Origin of the sequence: Streptomyces sp. A1277, from assembly GCF_004795015.1 — a bacterium.
Taxonomy (GTDB): Bacteria; Actinomycetota; Actinomycetes; order Streptomycetales; family Streptomycetaceae; genus Streptomyces.
Map to the genome: position 1 here is coordinate 36,590 of NZ_SSBI01000040.1, position 16,984 is coordinate 53,573.

The 16,984-nt window shown below is 70.2% G+C and carries 15 protein-coding genes; 8 read left to right on the forward strand and 7 right to left on the reverse strand.

The genetic code is table 11. The features are described from left to right. Positions 1-6: 6 nt before the first annotated feature. The 4 genes from E6R18_RS24335 to E6R18_RS24350 all read right to left on the reverse strand — a co-directional run bounded on the left by E6R18_RS24335 (position 7) and on the right by E6R18_RS24350 (position 3,750). On the reverse strand, positions 7-324 hold the full coding sequence (locus tag E6R18_RS24335) for a bifunctional 3-phenylpropionate/cinnamic acid dioxygenase ferredoxin subunit (RefSeq protein ID WP_018555702.1): 318 nt from the start codon (positions 322-324) through the stop codon (positions 7-9). Further along, complete coding sequence (gene sufD / locus E6R18_RS24340) at positions 324-1,505, reverse strand: Fe-S cluster assembly protein SufD (RefSeq protein ID WP_136319038.1); 1,182 nt, start codon at positions 1,503-1,505, stop codon at positions 324-326. The genes E6R18_RS24335 and sufD overlap by 1 nt, the downstream gene beginning before the upstream one ends. 83 nt (positions 1,506-1,588) lie before the next feature. Further along, the gene (gene sufB, locus E6R18_RS24345) at positions 1,589-3,010 is read right to left on the reverse strand and encodes a Fe-S cluster assembly protein SufB (RefSeq protein ID WP_136319039.1); all 1,422 of its coding nucleotides are present in this window, start codon (positions 3,008-3,010) and stop codon (positions 1,589-1,591) included. Continuing rightward, positions 3,007-3,750 (reverse strand): metalloregulator ArsR/SmtB family transcription factor, encoded by a 744-nt coding sequence (locus E6R18_RS24350; RefSeq protein ID WP_136319040.1) that lies wholly within the window; start codon positions 3,748-3,750, stop codon positions 3,007-3,009. The genes sufB and E6R18_RS24350 overlap by 4 nt, the downstream gene beginning before the upstream one ends. Before the next feature lie 136 nt (positions 3,751-3,886). Here E6R18_RS24350 and E6R18_RS24355 point away from each other — a divergent pair, with 136 nt between their 5' ends. The 3 genes from E6R18_RS24355 to E6R18_RS24365 all read left to right on the forward strand — a co-directional run bounded on the left by E6R18_RS24355 (position 3,887) and on the right by E6R18_RS24365 (position 6,687). Beyond that, positions 3,887-4,834 carry an ABC transporter ATP-binding protein gene (locus E6R18_RS24355; protein ID WP_136319041.1) on the forward strand — a complete coding sequence of 316 codons (948 nt, stop codon included), beginning with the start codon at positions 3,887-3,889 and terminating at the stop codon, positions 4,832-4,834. Continuing rightward, a complete protein-coding gene (locus tag E6R18_RS24360; protein WP_136319042.1) occupies positions 4,831-5,598 on the forward strand; it encodes an ABC transporter permease in 768 nt (255 codons plus the stop codon). The genes E6R18_RS24355 and E6R18_RS24360 overlap by 4 nt, the downstream gene beginning before the upstream one ends. A gap of 75 nt (positions 5,599-5,673) precedes the next feature. Further along, a complete protein-coding gene (locus tag E6R18_RS24365) occupies positions 5,674-6,687 on the forward strand; it encodes a COX15/CtaA family protein (RefSeq protein ID WP_136319043.1) in 1,014 nt (337 codons plus the stop codon). A gap of 82 nt (positions 6,688-6,769) precedes the next feature. Here E6R18_RS24365 and E6R18_RS24370 read toward each other — a convergent pair whose 3' ends face one another. Continuing rightward, positions 6,770-7,135, reverse strand: coding sequence for a hypothetical protein (locus E6R18_RS24370; protein ID WP_136319044.1), 366 nt, complete (start codon positions 7,133-7,135; stop codon positions 6,770-6,772). 92 nt (positions 7,136-7,227) lie between these two features. After that, positions 7,228-8,181 (reverse strand): heme o synthase, encoded by a 954-nt coding sequence (locus tag E6R18_RS24375; protein ID WP_168712423.1) that lies wholly within the window; start codon positions 8,179-8,181, stop codon positions 7,228-7,230. A gap of 446 nt (positions 8,182-8,627) precedes the next feature. Here E6R18_RS24375 and tkt point away from each other — a divergent pair, with 446 nt between their 5' ends. From tkt to pgl, 5 genes are read left to right on the forward strand one after another with little or no spacing between them, the layout of a single operon-like run. Continuing rightward, on the forward strand, positions 8,628-10,715 hold the full coding sequence (tkt, locus tag E6R18_RS24380) for a transketolase (RefSeq protein WP_136319045.1): 2,088 nt from the start codon (positions 8,628-8,630) through the stop codon (positions 10,713-10,715). Positions 10,716-10,749: 34 nt separating this feature from the next. After that, positions 10,750-11,868, forward strand: a complete 1,119-nt coding sequence (gene tal, locus E6R18_RS24385) for a transaldolase (RefSeq protein ID WP_136319046.1) — start codon at positions 10,750-10,752, stop codon at positions 11,866-11,868. Between the two features lie 5 nt (positions 11,869-11,873). Next, positions 11,874-13,406 (forward strand): glucose-6-phosphate dehydrogenase, encoded by a 1,533-nt coding sequence (gene zwf, locus E6R18_RS24390; protein ID WP_136319047.1) that lies wholly within the window; start codon positions 11,874-11,876, stop codon positions 13,404-13,406. Next, on the forward strand, positions 13,403-14,410 hold the full coding sequence (opcA, locus tag E6R18_RS24395; RefSeq protein WP_136319048.1) for a glucose-6-phosphate dehydrogenase assembly protein OpcA: 1,008 nt from the start codon (positions 13,403-13,405) through the stop codon (positions 14,408-14,410). The genes zwf and opcA overlap by 4 nt, the downstream gene beginning before the upstream one ends. After that, positions 14,407-15,192 carry a 6-phosphogluconolactonase gene (gene pgl, locus E6R18_RS24400; protein WP_136319049.1) on the forward strand — a complete coding sequence of 262 codons (786 nt, stop codon included), beginning with the start codon at positions 14,407-14,409 and terminating at the stop codon, positions 15,190-15,192. The genes opcA and pgl overlap by 4 nt, the downstream gene beginning before the upstream one ends. 67 nt (positions 15,193-15,259) lie before the next feature. Here the strand turns inward: pgl and pgi are convergent, their stop codons facing one another. Then, positions 15,260-16,927 (reverse strand): glucose-6-phosphate isomerase, encoded by a 1,668-nt coding sequence (pgi, locus tag E6R18_RS24405; RefSeq protein WP_136319050.1) that lies wholly within the window; start codon positions 16,925-16,927, stop codon positions 15,260-15,262. Positions 16,928-16,984 lie beyond the last annotated feature (57 nt).

A 16,984-nucleotide genomic window follows, 5' to 3' on the forward strand; every position in this document is an offset into this window, starting at 1 on the left:
GGTGACTCAGGACTCCTGGGTGACGGAGACGAGCACATCGTCCCCTTCGATCTTGACGGGGTATACGGGGACGGGGCGCGTCGCGGGAAGACCGGACGGCTTGCCGGTACGCAGGTCGAAGCTCGATCCGTGCAGCCAGCACTCGATCGAGCAGTCCTCGACCTCGCCCTCGGACAGCGAGACGTTCGCGTGCGAGCAGATGTCGTTGATCGCGAACACCTCGCCCTCGGTGCGGACGACGGAGACCGGCGTGCCGTCGAGTTCCACCCGCTTGGGGGTGTCATCCTCCAGCTCGCTCAGCGCGCAGGCTTTCACGAAGGCCATCAGACCGATGCCTTCAGCTCGGTCTCGATCTTGTCGAGCAGGCGGGCCTCGACGTCGGGCAGGCCGATCTGCTGGACCAGCTCGGCGAAGAAGCCGCGCACGACGAGGCGGCGGGCCTCCTCGGCCGGGATGCCGCGCGACTGGAGGTAGAACAGCTGCTCGTCGTCGAAGCGGCCGGTCGCCGAGGCGTGGCCGGCGCCGACGATCTCGCCGGTCTCGATCTCCAGGTTCGGCACCGAGTCGACCCGCGCACCGTCGGTCAGGACCAGGTTGCGGTTCATCTCGTAGGTGTCGGTGCCCTCGGCGGCGGCCTGGATGAGCACGTCGCCGATCCACACGGCGTGCGCCTCCTCGCCCTGGAGCGCGCCCTTGTAGGCCACGTTGGACTTGCAGTGCGGGGTGTTGTGGTCGACCAGGAGGCGGTGCTCCTGGTGCTGGCCCTTGTCGGTGAAGTAGAGGCCGAACAGCTCGGCCTCGCCACCGGTGCCCGCGTACGCGATCCGGGGGTGGAGCCGGACCAGGTCGCCGCCGAAGGTGACGACGATGGACTTGAACGAGGCGTCCCGGCCGACCAGGGCGTTGTGCTGGCCGACGTGCACGGCCCGCTCGTCCCAGTCCTGCACGGAGACGACGGTCAGCTTGGCCCCGTCGCCCAGGACGTAGTCGACGTTGGCGGCGAGCACCGCGTCACCGGTGTGGTCGATGACGACGACGGCCTCGGCGAAGGCGCCCAGCTCGACCACCAGGTGGCCGTAGGCGACGCCGCCCTCGCCGTGCACGGCGACCCGGACCGGCTCGGAGAGCACGGCCTCCTTGGCGACCGTGACCACGTGGGCCTGCTCGAAGGACGCGTACGCCTGGGCGGCCACCCGGTCCACCGGCGTGCCGGCCTTGCCGAGCCGGGCGTCGTCCCGTCCGACGGTCTCGACCGTGACGCCCTCGGGGGCCTCGATCGCGACCTTCACACCGCTGCCGGTCGCGACGGCGGTGCCGTCGTGCAGACCGCGCAGCCGCTCCAGCGGGGTGAACCGCCACTCCTCCTCGCGGCCGTGCGGGACGGGGAAGTCCGCGACGTCGAAGGACGGGGGCGCGCTCATGCGCGTGGCGACGGTCGACTCCGCGGCCACCGCGATGGAACCGGCGGTCGTGGACCCCGCAGGAATGTTCTGAGCCTCAGCCATGGCTGTCGTAGTGCTCGCTTTCTCAGTCGGACAGATGTCAGGGGGATTCGGGGGCCGGCCCTGCCGGGCCGGCCTCGGCGGTACTAGCCGACCGAACCCTCCATCTGCAGCTCGATCAGCCGGTTGAGCTCCAGGGCGTACTCCATCGGGAGCTCCTTCGCGATCGGCTCGACGAAGCCGCGCACGATCATGGCCATGGCCTCGAACTCGGTCATGCCGCGGCTCATCAGGTAGAAGAGCTGGTCCTCGGAGACCTTGGAGACGGTCGCCTCGTGGCCCATCGACACGTCGTCCTCGCGGACGTCGACGTACGGGTAGGTGTCGGACCGGGAGATCGTGTCGACCAGCAGCGCGTCGCACAGCACGTTGGACTTCGCGCCCGGCGCGCCCTCGCCGATCTCGATCAGACCGCGGTAGGAGGTGCGGCCGCCGCCTCGCGCCACCGACTTGGAGACGATGTTGGACGAGGTGTTCGGGGCCATGTGGACCATCTTGGCGCCGGCGTCCTGGTGCTGGCCCTCGCCCGCGAAGGCGATGGACAGGGTCTCGCCCTTGGCGTGCTCGCCCATCAGGTAGACGGCCGGGTACTTCATGGTGACCTTGGAGCCGATGTTGCCGTCGACCCACTCCATGGTCGCGCCCTCGTAGGCCACGGCGCGCTTGGTGACCAGGTTGTAGACGTTGTTCGACCAGTTCTGGATCGTCGTGTAGCGGCAGCGGCCGCCCTTCTTCACGATGATCTCGACGACCGCGGAGTGCAGCGAGTCGGAGGAGTAGATCGGAGCGGTGCAGCCCTCGACGTAGTGGACGTAGGCGTCCTCGTCGACGATGATCAGCGTCCGCTCGAACTGGCCCATGTTCTCCGTGTTGATACGGAAATACGCCTGGAGCGGGATGTCCACGTGGACACCCTTGGGGACGTAGATGAACGACCCGCCCGACCAGACGGCCGAGTTCAGCGAGGCGAACTTGTTGTCACCGACGGGGATGACGGTGCCGAAGTACTCCTTGAAGAGCTCCGGGTGCTCCTTCAGCGCCGTGTCGGTGTCGAGGAAGATGACGCCCTGCTCCTCCAGGTCCTCGCGGATCTGGTGGTAGACGACCTCGGACTCGTACTGCGCGGCGACACCGGCGACCAGGCGCTGCTTCTCCGCCTCCGGGATGCCGAGCTTGTCGTACGTGTTCTTGATGTCCTCGGGCAGGTCCTCCCAGGACTCCGCCTGCTTCTCCGTCGAGCGCACGAAGTACTTGATGTTGTCGAAGTCGATGCCCGAGAGGTCCGAGCCCCAGTTCGGCATGGGCTTCTTCTCGAAGAGCTTGAGGCCCTTGAGCCGCAGCTTCAGCATCCAGTCGGGCTCGTTCTTCTTCTCCGAGATGTCGCGGACGACGGCCTCGGAGAGGCCGCGCTTGGCCGTCGCACCTGCCGCGTCGGAGTCGGCCCAGCCGAATTCGTACGTGCCCAGACCTTCGAGCTCAGGGTGGGCAGTCTCCGTGGGGAGCGTCATGCGGGGTTCCTCCCGGCCGTGGTGCTTGCAGAAGCTGAATCGGTGGTCTGTGGGGTGGGGTGTCCGCTGCGCGGAATGTACGTCGTGCACACCCCGTCGCCGTGGGCGATGGTGGCCAGACGCTGCACATGGGTCCCCAGGAGGCTGGAGAAGATCTCCGTCTCCGCCTCGCACAGCTGCGGATACTGCTCGGCGACATGCGCGACCGGGCAGTGGTGCTGGCACAGCTGCTCACCCTGCTGCGGGCCCGGCGCGCTGCGCGCCGTAGCAGCGTACCCGTCGGCGGACAGGGCCTTGGCCAACGCCTCCGTACGGGCTTCGGGGTCCGCGGCCTCGATCGCCGCGCGGTAGGCCGCCGACTGCTCGGCGGTCCTGGCCCGGGCGAACGCCATGACCGCTTCCTCGCCCGCGAGCTCTGCGATCCAGCGCAGGGCGTCGGCGGCGAGCGAGTCGTAGGACTGGTCGAAAGCGTCCCGGCCGCAGTCGGTGAGGGCGAACACCTTGGCCGGACGGCCACGGGTACGCGCCCCGTACACCCGCTTCTCGCGGGCCTCCACGACGCCGTCACAGGTGAGGGCGTCGAGGTGGCGGCGGACGGCGGCCTGGGTGAGCCCCAGGCGCTTCGCCAGGTCGGCGACGGTGGACGGGCCGTGGTCCAGGATGGAGCGCGCGACCCGGTTGCGCGTCGAGCGCTCACCGGTCGCGAGTTCCTCCTGCGGAGCCTCGCCCGTGTATTTCACAACGCCATTGTTGCGTAATTCATCCGGCCCTGACAACCACGTTCCGAAACGATCAACCGTGCAATCCATCACTTAGGGTCACCTAATCAAGCCCCCGGACCAGGGGCTCCCGGGCGGCTGCCTACACTCGATTCCCATGAACAGCGAGCCCGCTCCACCCTCCTCCGGCCCGGCTGTCCGGATCAGCGGCCTGGTCAAGCGGTACGGCGAGAAGACCGCGGTGGACGGCCTCGACCTGGAGATCCCGGCCGGCGCGGTCACCGCCGTACTCGGCCCCAACGGCGCCGGCAAGACCACCACGATCGAGACCTGCGAGGGCTACCGCCGCCCCGACGGCGGAACGGTCAGGGTCCTCGGCCTCGACCCCGTCGCCGACGCCGCACGGCTGCGCCCGAGGATCGGCGTGATGCTCCAGTCAGGCGGTATCCACTCCGGCGCCCGCGCCGACGAGATGCTCCGCCACATGGCGAAACTGCACGCCCACCCGCTCGACGTGGACGCCCTGATCGAGCGCCTCGGCCTCGGCTCCTGCGGCCGCACCACCTACCGCAGGCTCTCCGGCGGCCAGCAGCAGCGGCTCGCCCTGGCCATGGCCGTGGTCGGCCGGCCGGAGCTGGTCTTCCTGGACGAGCCGACCGCCGGCCTCGACCCGCAGGCCCGCCGCTCCACCTGGGACCTGGTCCGGGAGCTGCGCGCCGACGGCGTCAGCATCGTGCTCACCACCCACTTCATGGACGAGGCCGAGGAGCTGGCCGACGAGGTCGCCGTCATCGACTCGGGCCGGATCGTCGCTCAAGGCAGCCCCGAGGCTCTGTGCAGGGGCGGCGCCGAGAACACCCTGCGCTTCACCGGCCGCCCGGGGCTCGACCTCGGCTCGCTGCTGAAGGCGCTGCCCGACGGCACCGGGGCGGCCGAGCTGAGCACCGGCGCCTACCGGATCACCGGCGACATCGACCCGCAGCTGCTGGCCACCGTCACCTCCTGGTGCGCGCAGCACGGCGTGATGCCCTCCGGCATCTCCGTGGAGCGCCACACCCTGGAGGACGTCTTCCTGGAACTGACCGGCAAGGAGCTGCGCGCATGAGCGCCGGTACGTACACCCCCCGGCCGGGCGCCGCCCCGCTGCCGCGCATGATCGCCGCGCAGACCGCGCTGGAGACGCGGATGCTGCTGCGCAACGGCGAGCAGCTGCTGCTGACCGTGGTCATCCCGACGCTGCTGCTGGTGCTGTTCAGCTCCGTCGACATCGTGGACACCGGCTCCGGTGAGCCGGTCGACTTCCTGACACCGGGCGTGCTGGCGCTGGCCGTGATGTCGACGGCCTTCACCGGGCAGGCCATCGCCACCGGTTTCGAGCGGCGCTACGGGGTGCTCAAGCGGCTCGGCGCCTCGCCGCTGCCCCGCTGGGCGCTGATGACCGCGAAGACCCTCTCCGTGCTGGTCACCGAGGTGCTCCAGGTGGTCCTGCTGACGGTGATCGCCTTCGCGCTCGGCTGGTCGCCGCACGGCGATCCGTTCGCCGTGCTGCTGCTCCTGGTGCTGGGGACGGCCGCGTTCTCCGGGCTCGGGCTGCTGATGGCCGGGACGCTGAAGGCGGAGGCGACGCTCGCCGCCGCCAACCTGGTGTTCCTGCTGCTGCTGGTGGGCGGCGGGGTGATCGTGCCGCTGGAGAAGTTCCCGGACGCCGTGCAGTCGGTGCTGGGGCTGCTGCCGATCGCGGCCCTGTCGGACGGGCTGCGGGACGTCCTCCAGCACGGTGCCGGGATGCCGTGGGGCGATCTGGGCATCCTCGCGGGCTGGACCGTGCTGGGGCTCGGCGCGGCGGCCCGGTTCTTCCGCTGGGAGTGAGAGGACGGATGCGTTCCGTTGCCGTTTCGGGCAACTCGTCCCCCTCGTGAAAGCTTGCACAAGCGGCGTCCTACCATGGTGCGCGTGCCCAAGCTGACGAGAGCCGAAGTCGCTCAAGCCCTGCGCAATCCGCTGCTGTACATCGCCGAGCGCTGGACGCCCGAGCCCCGTACGGTGCGCCGCGCCACCATGTCGGCGGTCGTGATGGCCGTCGTCATCGTCGTGACCGGCGGCGCCGTCCGGCTGACCGGTTCCGGTCTCGGCTGCCCGACCTGGCCCAAGTGCACCGACGAGAGCCTGACGGCGACGAGCGCGATGGGCTTCCACGGCGCCATCGAGTTCGGCAACCGGATGCTGACGTACGTCCTGTGCGCGGCGGTCGGCTGGGCGATCATCGCGGCCCGGTCCGCGAAGCCCTGGCGGCGCAGCCTCACCCGGCTCGGCTGGGTGCAGTTCTGGATCGTGATGGGCAACGCGGTGCTCGGCGGCATCGTGGTGCTCGTCGGCCTCAACCCGTACACCGTGGCGGCGCACTTCCTGCTGTCCACCGCGCTGCTCGCGGTCGCCCTGGTGACCTGGCAGCGGGTGCGTGAGGGCGACGGGGCGCCGCGCCCGCTGGTCGGCAAGGCGGTCGCGCAGCTGTGCTGGCTGCTCGCGGTCGCGGCGGGGCTGCTGATCGCGGTCGGCACGGTGGTCACGGGCGCCGGGCGGCACGCGGGCGACTCCAGCGATGTGCACCGCATCCCGATCGACTGGAAGATGATCACCCAGCTGCACGCCGACCTGGCCTGGGTCGTGGTTGCCCTGACCGTCGCGCTCTGGTTCGCCCTGAAGGCCGTGGACGCCCCCGTCGGGCCGCTGCACCGGGCCCGGGACCTGTTCCTGATCCTGATGGCTCAGGGGCTGGTGGGGTACGTGCAATATTTCACCGACACGCCGGAGATCCTGGTCGGCATCCACATGTTGGGCTCGTGCCTGGTCTGGATCGGGGTCGTACGGGTCCTGCTGTCGCTGCGTGAGCGGCCGGTGGCCGTCACCCGGATGCCGGAGCCGGCGGCCGAGCAGCCCGAGCCCGCGGCGGCCGGCTGACACCGCACTTCACAACGGATCAGGGGCTCCCGCTCACGGCGCACAGCCGTGGAGCGGGAGCCCCTGATCCGTTGTGCGGGTCTCAGGCCCTGTTGGACGGGCCGCCGACCTGGATGCCGGCCATCCGGGACCACTCGTACGGGCCCGTGTGCACCTTCGCCGCGAACTCGCCGTCGAACTCGTCGTGGAGGGTGATCCCGGACTTCCGCGCGGCGCTCTCGGCGACCGCGTACGAGGGGGCCACCAGGTCGCCCCAGCCGCCGTCCTCGCCGACGAGGACGATGCGGGTGCCCGTCTGCCCGAGGTAGGCGAGCTGCCCCTCGGCGCCGCCGTGCGCCTTCGCGAAGGCGCCGATCTGCTTGGCCAGCCGGGCCGCCCTGCGTTCCGCGCGCGCCGCCTGCTTGCCGTCCACCTGCTGGGTCTCAGCCGTATCTGCCGTCTCTGCCATGGACAGGATGCTACCGGCGGGTAGATCAACCGGCGACGGGCGGGGAGGGTGGCTTGTGCCACGCTCCCCGCCCGTCGGGCGGAGCTGGGGACCTACCGCAGGAAGGGGTCCACCGCCACGGCCACGAACAGCAGCGACACGTAGGTGATCGACCAGTGGAACAGCCGCATCTCCTTGAGCTTCGCACCGGTCACCCCGGCCTTGGCCCGGCCGAGCAGCGCGTGCGCCTCCCAGAGCCAGAACCCGCCGGTCAGCAGCGCCACCGCGGTGTAGAACCAGCCGGTGTAGCCCAGCGGGGTGAGCAGCAGCGAGACGGCGACCATCACCCAGCTGTAGGCGACGATCTGGCGGGCGACCACCTTGTTGGAGGCGATGACCGGAAGCATCGGGACGCCGACCCGCGCGTAGTCGTCCTTCACCTTCATGGACAGCGGCCAGTAGTGCGGCGGCGTCCAGAAGAAGATGACGGCGAAGAGGATCACCGCGGCCCAGGAGAGCTCGTTGGTCACGGCCGACCAGCCGATGAGGACCGGCATGCAGCCCGCGATGCCGCCCCACACGATGTTCTGCGAGGTGCGGCGCTTCAGCAGCATCGTGTAGACCACGACGTAGAAGAGCAGGGCGCCCAGCGCGAGGGCCGCCGACAGCCAGTTGACCAGCAGACCGAACCAGGCCGTCGAGATCACCGCGAGGCAGATGCCGAAGGCCAGGCACTCGCGCGGGCTCACCATGCCGGTGACCAGCGGGCGCTGCGACGTGCGGTCCATCAGCGCGTCGATGTCGCGGTCGATGTACATGTTCAGTGCATTGGCACCACCGGCGGACAGGTAGCCGCCGACGGTGGTAGTGAGCACGAGCCAAAGGTCGGGTACACCCTGAGCGGCCAGGAACATCACCGGAACAGTGGTGATCAGCAACAGCTCGATGATCCGAGGCTTGGTCAGTGCCACGAATGCCTTGACACGGGCCCCGAATGGGCGTTGGCCCCCTGGGCTCGGAGTCAAGGCGACCCCTGCGGGTCGGGACTCGACGGCCGTCACGCACACCCCTGACAGAGAAATCCCAGCAAGCTCCGGGCATGAGGGCCCAGTGAAGACTTGCGCGAACCCGACCACTGTAGACGTTGGGGACAGGCCGCCCTTCGCGGGGGTGGGGTCGTGTTGATGTGGCGCCGGAGGCCGTCGCGGCGCACCCGCGCGGCGCTTCGCACGTACGAGTGACGCACAGGTGTCGCAGGGTTGGCGCGGGGCGCGTCCGGGAGCCCGCGGCCGTGCTCCCGCCTGCTCGTCGGAGCGCCTCAGGAGTGGGGCCGCACGCTCATCGGAGAGGCCCATCGGTGCCCCCTCCCGCTCATACGGGAGGCGGATTCCGCGGGCCGCCCGCACCCTGGTAGGAGCCGGAAATCGCGGGTACGGACGGGGGTAGGCTCGACAGCATCCGGTGCGGTCGAAGTCACCGGTCTACAACAGTTGGAGAGGAGCCCTGACTCAGGGTGAGCACCAAGCCGACCACCACAGACCTCCAGTGGACCGAATTGGACCAGCGGGCCGTGGACACCGTCCGCGTCCTCGCCGCGGACGCCGTACAGAAAGTCGGAAACGGCCACCCGGGTACGGCCATGAGCCTGGCTCCCGCCGCGTACACCATCTTCCAGAAGGTGATGCGGCACGACCCCGCCGACGCGGAGTGGACCGGCCGCGACCGGTTCGTGCTCTCGGCGGGCCACACCAGCCTGACCCTGTACATCCAGCTCTACCTGGCCGGCTACGGCCTGGAGCTCGATGACCTGAAGGCATTCCGCACCTGGGGCTCCAAGACCCCGGGCCACCCGGAGTACGGCCACACCACCGGGGTGGAGACGACCACGGGCCCGTTGGGCCAGGGTGTCGCCAACGCCGTGGGCATGGCCATGGCCGCCCGCTACGAGCGCGGTCTGTTCGACCCGGAGGCGGCCCCCGGCACCTCCCCCTTCGACCACATGGTGTGGGCCGTCGCCGGTGACGGCTGCCTCCAGGAGGGCATCTCCGCGGAGGCGTCCTCGCTGGCCGGGCACCAGAAGCTGGGCAACCTGGTCCTGCTGTGGGACGACAACCACATCTCCATCGAGGGCGACACGGAGACCGCGGTCTCCGAGGACACCGTCAAGCGCTACGAGGCGTACGGCTGGCACGTCCAGCGCGTCGACCAGCTGCCCAACGGCGACCTGGACCCGGAGGGGCTGTACAAGGCCCTGCTGGCCGCCAAGGCCGAGACGGAGCGCCCGTCGTTCATCGCGGCCCGCTCGATCATCGCCTGGCCCGCCCCGCACGCCCAGAACACCGAGGCATCGCACGGCTCGGCGCTCGGCGACGACGAGGTCGCCGCGACCAAGAAGGTACTGGGCTTCGACCCGGAGAAGTCCTTCGAGGTCTCCGACGAGGTCATCGGGCACACCCGCCGCGCCCTGGACCGGGGCCGCGAGGCCAAGGCCGAGTGGCAGCAGACCTTCGACGCGTGGCGCGCCGCCAACCCGGAGCGCGCCGCCGACTTCGACCGCGTGCGCGCGGGCGAGCTGCCCAAGGGCTGGGAGGACAGCCTGCCGGTCTTCGAGACCGGCAAGGGCGTCGCCACCCGCGCCGCGTCCGGCAAGGTGCTCCAGGCGCTCGGTGAGATCATCCCCGAGCTGTGGGGCGGCTCCGCCGACCTGGCGGGCTCCAACAACACCACGATCGACAAGACGTCCTCGTTCCTCCCCGCGGGCAACCCGCTGCCGGAGGCCGACCCGTACGGGCGCACGATCCACTTCGGCATCCGCGAGCACGCCATGGCCGCCGCCATGAACGGCATCGCGCTGCACGGCAACACCCGCATCTACGGCGGCACCTTCCTGGTGTTCTCCGACTACATGCGCAACGCCGTGCGGCTGTCCGCGCTGATGCACCTGCCCGTGACGTACGTCTGGACGCACGACTCGATCGGTCTCGGCGAGGACGGCCCGACCCACCAGCCGGTGGAGCACCTGGCCTCGCTGCGCGCCATCCCGGGCCTGAACGTCGTGCGCCCGGCCGACGCCAACGAGACCGCCATCGCCTGGCGCGAGATCCTGCGCCGCTACACCAAGGTGTTCGGCAAGGGCGCCCCGCACGGTCTGGCGCTGACCCGCCAGGGCGTGCCGACGTACGAGGCGAACGAGGACACGGCGAAGGGCGGCTACGTGCTGCGCGACGCCGAGGGTGGCGAGCCGCAGGTCGTGCTGATCGGTACGGGCTCCGAGGTCCAGCTCGCCGTGGAGGCGCGCGAAGAGCTCCAGGCGGCCGGAATTCCGACCCGTGTGGTGTCGATGCCGTGTGTCGAATGGTTCGAGGAGCAGGACCAGGGTTACAAGGACAGCGTGCTGCCGCCGTCGGTCAGGGCCCGAGTGGCCGTCGAGGCAGGCATCGGTCTGACCTGGTACCGGTACGTCGGGGACGCCGGCCGGATCGTTTCGCTGGAGCACTTCGGCGCTTCGGCGGACGCCAAGGTGCTGTTCCGTGAGTTCGGCTTCACCAGCGAGCACGTCGCCGCCGCCGCGCGGGAATCCCTCGCCGCCGCCGTGCGCTGACGCCGTTATACGACTAGTAGGAGATGCAATTCTCATGACAGACGCACTCAAGCGCCTCTCCGACGAGGGCGTGGCGATCTGGCTCGACGACCTCTCGCGCAAGCGGATCACGTCGGGCAACCTGGCCGAGCTGATCGACCAGAGCCACGTCGTGGGCGTCACGACCAACCCCTCGATCTTCCAGAAGGCGATCTCGCAGGGCGACGGTTACGACCAGCAGCTCGCCGACCTCGCCGCCCGCCGGGTGACCGTCGAGGAAGCGATCCGCATGATCACCACCGCGGACGTCCGGGACGCGGCCGACATCCTGCGCCCGGTCTTCGACGCGACCGACGGCCAGGACGGCCGGGTCTCCATCGAGGTCGACCCGCGCCTGGCCCACAACACGAAGGCCACGGTCGCCGAGGCCAAGCAGCTGGCCTGGCTGGTGGACCGGCCGAACACGCTCATCAAGATCCCGGCCACCGAGGCGGGTCTGCCGGCGATCACCGAGACGATCGGCCGGGGCATCAGCGTCAACGTCACGCTGATCTTCTCCCTGGAGCGCTACCGCGCGGTCATGGACGCCTACCTGGCGGGCCTGGAGAAGGCGAAGGCCGCGGGCCTGGACCTCTCCGAGATCCACTCGGTGGCGTCGTTCTTCGTGTCCCGCGTGGACACCGAGATCGACAAGCGCCTGGACGCGGTCGGCAGCGACGAGGCGAAGGCCGCGAAGGGCAAGTCCGCCCTGGCCAACGCACGCCTGGCCTACGAGGCGTACGAGGAGGTCTTCTCCGGTGAGCGGTGGGACGCCCTCGACAAGGCGCACGCCAACAAGCAGCGTCCGCTGTGGGCCTCCACCGGCGTGAAGGACCCGGCGCTGAAGGACACCCTGTACGTGGTGGACCTCGTCGCGCCGAACACGGTCAACACCATGCCCGAGGCGACTTTGGAGGCGGTGGCGGACCATGGGGAGGTCACCGGCAACACCGTCGCCGGTGCGTACGACCGGGCTCGTGCCGACCTCGACGCGATCAAGAAGCTCGGCGTCGACTACGACGACGTCGTGCAGGTACTGGAGGACGAGGGCGTCGAGAAGTTCGAGACGTCCTGGAACGAGCTGCTCAAGTCGACCGAGGCCGAACTCGAGCGCCTCGCTCCTTCGAAGGGCTGACCACTTTGTCTGGTGTTCCCGGAGCCAACCCGCTCCGTGACGCCCAGGACCGACGGCTCCCGCGCATCGCGGGGCCGTCGGGCCTGGTCATCTTTGGCGTCACGGGCGATTTGTCCCGTAAAAAGCTGATGCCCGCCGTCTACGACCTGGCCAACCGCGGCCTGCTGCCGCCGGGCTTCTCGCTCATCGGTTTCGCGCGCCGCGACTGGGAGGACGAGGACTTCGCCCAGGTCGTGCACGACGCCGTCAAGGAGCATTCCCGCACCCCCTTCCGCGAAGAGGTCTGGCAGCAGCTCAGCCAGGGCATGCGGTTCGTGCAGGGCAACTTCGACGACGACGTGGCCTTCGAGACCCTCAGAGCCACGATCGAGGAGCTCGACAAGGCACAGGGCACGGGCGGCAACTTCGCCTTCTACCTGTCCGTGCCTCCGAAGTTCTTCCCCAAGGTCGTCCAGCAGCTCAAGAAGCACGGGCTGGCCGACCAGAAGGAAGGCAGCTGGCGCCGGGCCGTCATCGAGAAGCCGTTCGGCCACGACCTGGAGAGCGCGCAGGAGCTCAACCAGATCGTGCACGACGTCTTCCCGCCGAACGAGGTCTTCCGCATCGACCACTACCTCGGCAAGGAGACGGTCCAGAACATCCTGGCGCTGCGCTTCGCCAACACGATGTGGGAGCCGATCTGGAACAGGTCGTACGTCGACCACGTCCAGATCACGATGGCCGAGGACATCGGCATCGGCGGCCGGGCCGGCTACTACGACGGCATCGGCGCGGCCCGTGACGTCATCCAGAACCACCTGCTCCAGCTGCTGGCGCTGACCGCGATGGAGGAGCCCGGCTCCTTCCACCCCAAGGCCCTGGTCGCCGAGAAGCTCAAGGTGCTCACGGCGGTGGAGCTGCCGGACGACCTGGGCAAGCACACCGTGCGCGGCCAGTACACGCACGCGTGGCAGGGTGGCCAGGAGGTGCCCGGCTACCTGGAGGAAGAGGGAATCGACCCCAAGTCGAAGACCGACACCTTCGCCGCGATCAAGCTGACGATCAACAACCGCCGCTGGGCGGACGTGCCGTTCTACCTGCGGACCGGCAAGCGGCTCGGCCGCCGGGTCACGGAGATCGCGGTCGTCTTCAAGCGCGCCCCGTACCTGCCCTTCGAGTCCGGCGCCACCGAGGAGCTGGGCGGCAACGCCCTGGTCATCCGGGTGCAGCCGGACGAGGGCGTCACGGTGCGGTTCGGCTCCAAGGTGCCCGGCACCTCGATGGAGGTCCGGGACGTCACGATGGACTTCGCGTACGGCGAGTCCTTCACGGAGTCCAGCCCGGAGGCGTACGAACGGCTCATCCTCGACGTCCTGCTCGGCGACGCCAACCTCTTCCCGCGCCACCAGGAGGTCGAGCTCTCCTGGAACATCCTCGACCCGATCGAGGAGTACTGGGACAAGCACGGCAAGCCCGCCCAGTACCCGGCCGGAACCTGGGGACCGGCCGAGGCGGACGAGATGCTCGCACGCGACGGACGGAGCTGGCGCCGGCCATGAAGATCGATCTCACGGAAACCACGTCCAGCAAGATCAACCAGGCCCTGGTCTCGGCCCGGCGCGCGGTCGGCGCCCCCGCGATCGGGATGGTGCTCACCCTCGTCATCGTCACCGACGAGGAGAACGCCTACGACGCGCTCAAGGCGGCCAGCGACTCCTCCCGCGAGCACCCCTCGCGGATCATCGCGGTCATCAAGCGGGCCAGCCGTTCGCCGCGGGCCCGCCGTGACGCGCGGCTCGACGCCGAGATCCGGGTCGGTTCCGACTCCGGCTCCGGCGAGACCGTCGTGCTGCGCCTGCACGGCGAGCTCGCCAACCACGCCCAGTCGGTCGTCCTGCCGCTGCTGCTGCCGGACGCCCCGGTGGTGGTGTGGTGGCCGCAGGACGCCCCCGCCGACCCGGCGAAGGACCCGCTCGGAGCCCTCTCCCAGCGCCGGATCACCGACACCTACTCGGCCGAGCACCCGCTCGACGAGCTGGCGGTGCGCGCGGCGACCTACCAGCCCGGTGACACGGACCTGGCCTGGACCCGCATCACGCCGTGGCGCTCGATGCTGGCGGCGGCGCTCGACCAGCAGCCGGCCGAGGTCGTCTCGGCCACGGTCGAGGGCGAGTCGGACAACCCGAGCTGCGAGCTGCTGGCCATGTGGCTGGCGGACCGGCTCGGCGTGCCGGTGGAGCGCACCACGTCCGGCGGCCCCGGCCTCACCGCCGTCCGGATGACGACGAAGAACGGCGACATCGTCCTGGACCGGGCCGACGGTTCGCTCGCCACGCTCTGCATGGTGGGCCAGCCGGACCGCGCGGTGGCGCTCAAGCGCCGCGAGACGGCGGAGCTGCTCGCGGAGGAGCTGCGGCGTCTGGACCCGGACAACGTCTACGAGTGCACGGTGAAGTTCGGGGTGGAGCGCCTGGACAAGGCGGGCGCGCCCGCCGCCGAGGCACCCGCCAAGGCGCCCGCCGCCAAGAAGGCCGCCCCGGCGAAGAAGGCGGCGTCGAAGTGACCGGGGTCCCGCAGCTCGTCGTGCACCGCGACAAGGAGCTGATGGCGCAGGCCGCCGCGGCCCGGCTGATCACGAAGATCGTGGACGCCCAGGCCGCGCGCGGCGACGCCTCGGTGGTGCTCACCGGCGGCCGCAACGGCAACGGCCTGCTGGCCGCGCTCGCCGCCGCGCCCGCCCGGGACGCGGTCGACTGGTCGCGGCTCGACCTGTGGTGGGGCGACGAGCGGTTCCTGCCCGAGGGCGACCCGGAGCGCAATGTCACCCAGGCCCGCGAGGCCCTGCTGGACGCGGTGGGGCTGGACCCGTCCCGGGTGCACGTCATGCCCGCGTCCGACGGCCCCTACGGCCCGGACGCCGACGCCGCGGCCGCCGGGTACGCCGCGGAGCTGGCCGCCGCCTCGGCCCCGCAGGACCACGGCCCGGTGCCGGAGTTCGACGTGCTGATGCTGGGCGTCGGCCCGGACACCCATGTCGCCTCGCTCTTCCCGGAGCTGCCGGCGGTACGGGAGACCGAGCGCACCGTCGTCGGTGTGCACGGCGCGCCCAAGCCGCCGCCCGTCCGGATCTCGCTGACGCTGCCGGCCATCCGGGCGGCGCGCGAGGTGTGGCTGCTGGCGGCGGGCGAGGACAAGGCGGAGGCCGTGGCCATCGCCCTGTCGGGGGCCGGGGAGATCCAGGCCCCGGCGGCCGGAGCGTACGGCCGCGGCCGCACCCTGTGGCTGCTGGACGCGGCGGCGGCCTCCCGCCTGCCGCGCGCCCTGTACCCGCCGGCTTCCGCCTGACCGGCCGTCACCGGCCGTGCTCCCGGGCCCGGTCCGCTCTCGCGAGCGGACCGGGCCCAGCGGGTTCTCAGCGGCCGCGCAGCTCGCGGTAGGCGGAGACGAGCGCGGCGGTCGAGCTGTCCAGCTGCTCGGCGCCCTCGCTCTCGGCCCCCTGGCCCTCGGTCAGCACGGGCTCGATCTTCTTGGCGAGGACCTTGCCGAGCTCGACGCCCCACTGGTCGAAGGAGTCGATGTTCCAGATCGCGCCTTGGACGAAGACCTTGTGCTCGTACAGGGCGATCAGCTGGCCGAGCACGGACGGGGTCAGCCGGTCGGCGAGGATCGTCGTCGTCGGGTGGTTGCCCCGGAACGTCTTGTGCGCCACCAGCTCCTCGGGGACGCCCTCGGCGCGCACCTCGTCCGGCGTCTTGCCGAAGGCGAGGGCCTGGGTCTGGGCGAAGAAGTTGGCCATCAGCAGGTCGTGCTGGGCGACCAGGCCGGGCAGCAGGTCCTCGACCGGCTGGGCGAAGCCGATGAAGTCGGCCGGGATGACCTTCGTTCCCTGGTGGATCAGCTGGTAGTAGGCGTGCTGCCCGTTGGTGCCGGGGGTGCCCCAGACGACCGGCCCGGTCTGCCAGTCGACCGGATTGCCGTCCCGGTCCACGGACTTGCCGTTGGACTCCATGTCCAGCTGCTGGAGGTACGCCGTGAACTTGGACAGGTAGTGGCTGTAGGGCAGCACCGCGTGCGACTGGGCGTCGAAGAACGCGCCGTACCAGACGCCCAGCAGGCCGAGGAGCAGCGGGGCGTTCTCCTCGGCGGGGGCGGTGCGGAAGTGCTCGTCTACGAGGTGGAAGCCGTCGAGCATCTCGCGGAACCGGTCCGGGCCGATGGCGATCATCAGGGAGAGCCCGATGGCGGAGTCGTAGGAGTAACGGCCGCCGACCCAGTCCCAGAACTCGAACATGTTGGCCGTGTCGATACCGAAGTCCGCGACCTTGTCCGCGTTGGTCGACAGCGCCACGAAGTGCTTGGCCACCGCGTCCTGACCGGCCCTCAGCCCGGTCAGCAGCCAGTCGCGGGCGGAGGTGGCGTTGGTGATCGTCTCGATCGTGGTGAAGGTCTTCGAGGCGATGATGAACAGCGTCTCGGCCGGGTCGAGGTCGCGCACGGCCTCGTGCAGGTCGGCGCCGTCCACGTTGGAGACGAAGCGGAAGGTGAGCGAGCGGTCCGTGAAGGAGCGCAGCGCCTCGTACGCCATGGCGGGGCCCAGGTCGGAGCCGCCGATGCCGATGTTGACGATGTTCTTGATCGGCTTGCCGGTGTGACCGGTCCACTCCTTTGACCTGACGCGGTCGGAGAAGGCCGCCATCTTGTCGAGCACCGCGTGCACGGCCGGCACCACGTTCTCGCCGTCGACCTCGATCACGGCGTCCCGCGGGGCGCGCAGCGCGGTGTGCAGGACGGCGCGGTCCTCGGTGGTGTTGATCTTGTCGCCGCGGAACATGGCGTCGCGCAGCCCGGCGACGTCGGTGGCGACGGCGAGCTCGCGCAGCAGCGCCAGCGTCTCGTCGGTGACCAGGTGTTTGGAGTAGTCGAGGTACAGGTCGCCGACCCGCAGGGTGTACCCGGTGCCGCGCGCCGGGTCGTCCGCGAACAGCTGGCGCAGATGGGTCGCCCCGAGCTGCTCACGGTGCTTGCCCAGCGCCGCCCATTCCGGCGTCTGGTTGAGCCTGGTACGGCTTGTTGCGTTCATCCCGGACATCAGCCCACTTCTCTCGTAACCGCAGTTCCCCGCTGCCCCTCCAACCTA

What these genes read in the sequence shown, in the direction of transcription:
- E6R18_RS24335 (WP_018555702.1), bottom strand. Translation starts at nt 324, where the DNA reads ATGGCCTTCGTGAAAGCCTGCGCGCTGAGCGAGCTGGAGGATGACACC.
- sufD (WP_136319038.1), bottom strand. Translation starts at nt 1,505, where the DNA reads ATGGCTGAGGCTCAGAACATTCCTGCGGGGTCCACGACCGCCGGTTCC.
- sufB (WP_136319039.1), bottom strand. Translation starts at nt 3,010, where the DNA reads ATGACGCTCCCCACGGAGACTGCCCACCCTGAGCTCGAAGGTCTGGGC.
- E6R18_RS24355 (WP_136319041.1), top strand. Translation starts at nt 3,887, where the DNA reads ATGAACAGCGAGCCCGCTCCACCCTCCTCCGGCCCGGCTGTCCGGATC.
- E6R18_RS24360 (WP_136319042.1), top strand. Translation starts at nt 4,831, where the DNA reads ATGAGCGCCGGTACGTACACCCCCCGGCCGGGCGCCGCCCCGCTGCCG.
- E6R18_RS24365 (WP_136319043.1), top strand. Translation starts at nt 5,674, where the DNA reads ATGGTGCGCGTGCCCAAGCTGACGAGAGCCGAAGTCGCTCAAGCCCTG.
- E6R18_RS24370 (WP_136319044.1), bottom strand. Translation starts at nt 7,135, where the DNA reads ATGGCAGAGACGGCAGATACGGCTGAGACCCAGCAGGTGGACGGCAAG.
- tal (WP_136319046.1), top strand. Translation starts at nt 10,750, where the DNA reads ATGACAGACGCACTCAAGCGCCTCTCCGACGAGGGCGTGGCGATCTGG.
- opcA (WP_136319048.1), top strand. Translation starts at nt 13,403, where the DNA reads ATGAAGATCGATCTCACGGAAACCACGTCCAGCAAGATCAACCAGGCC.
- pgi (WP_136319050.1), bottom strand. Translation starts at nt 16,927, where the DNA reads ATGAACGCAACAAGCCGTACCAGGCTCAACCAGACGCCGGAATGGGCG.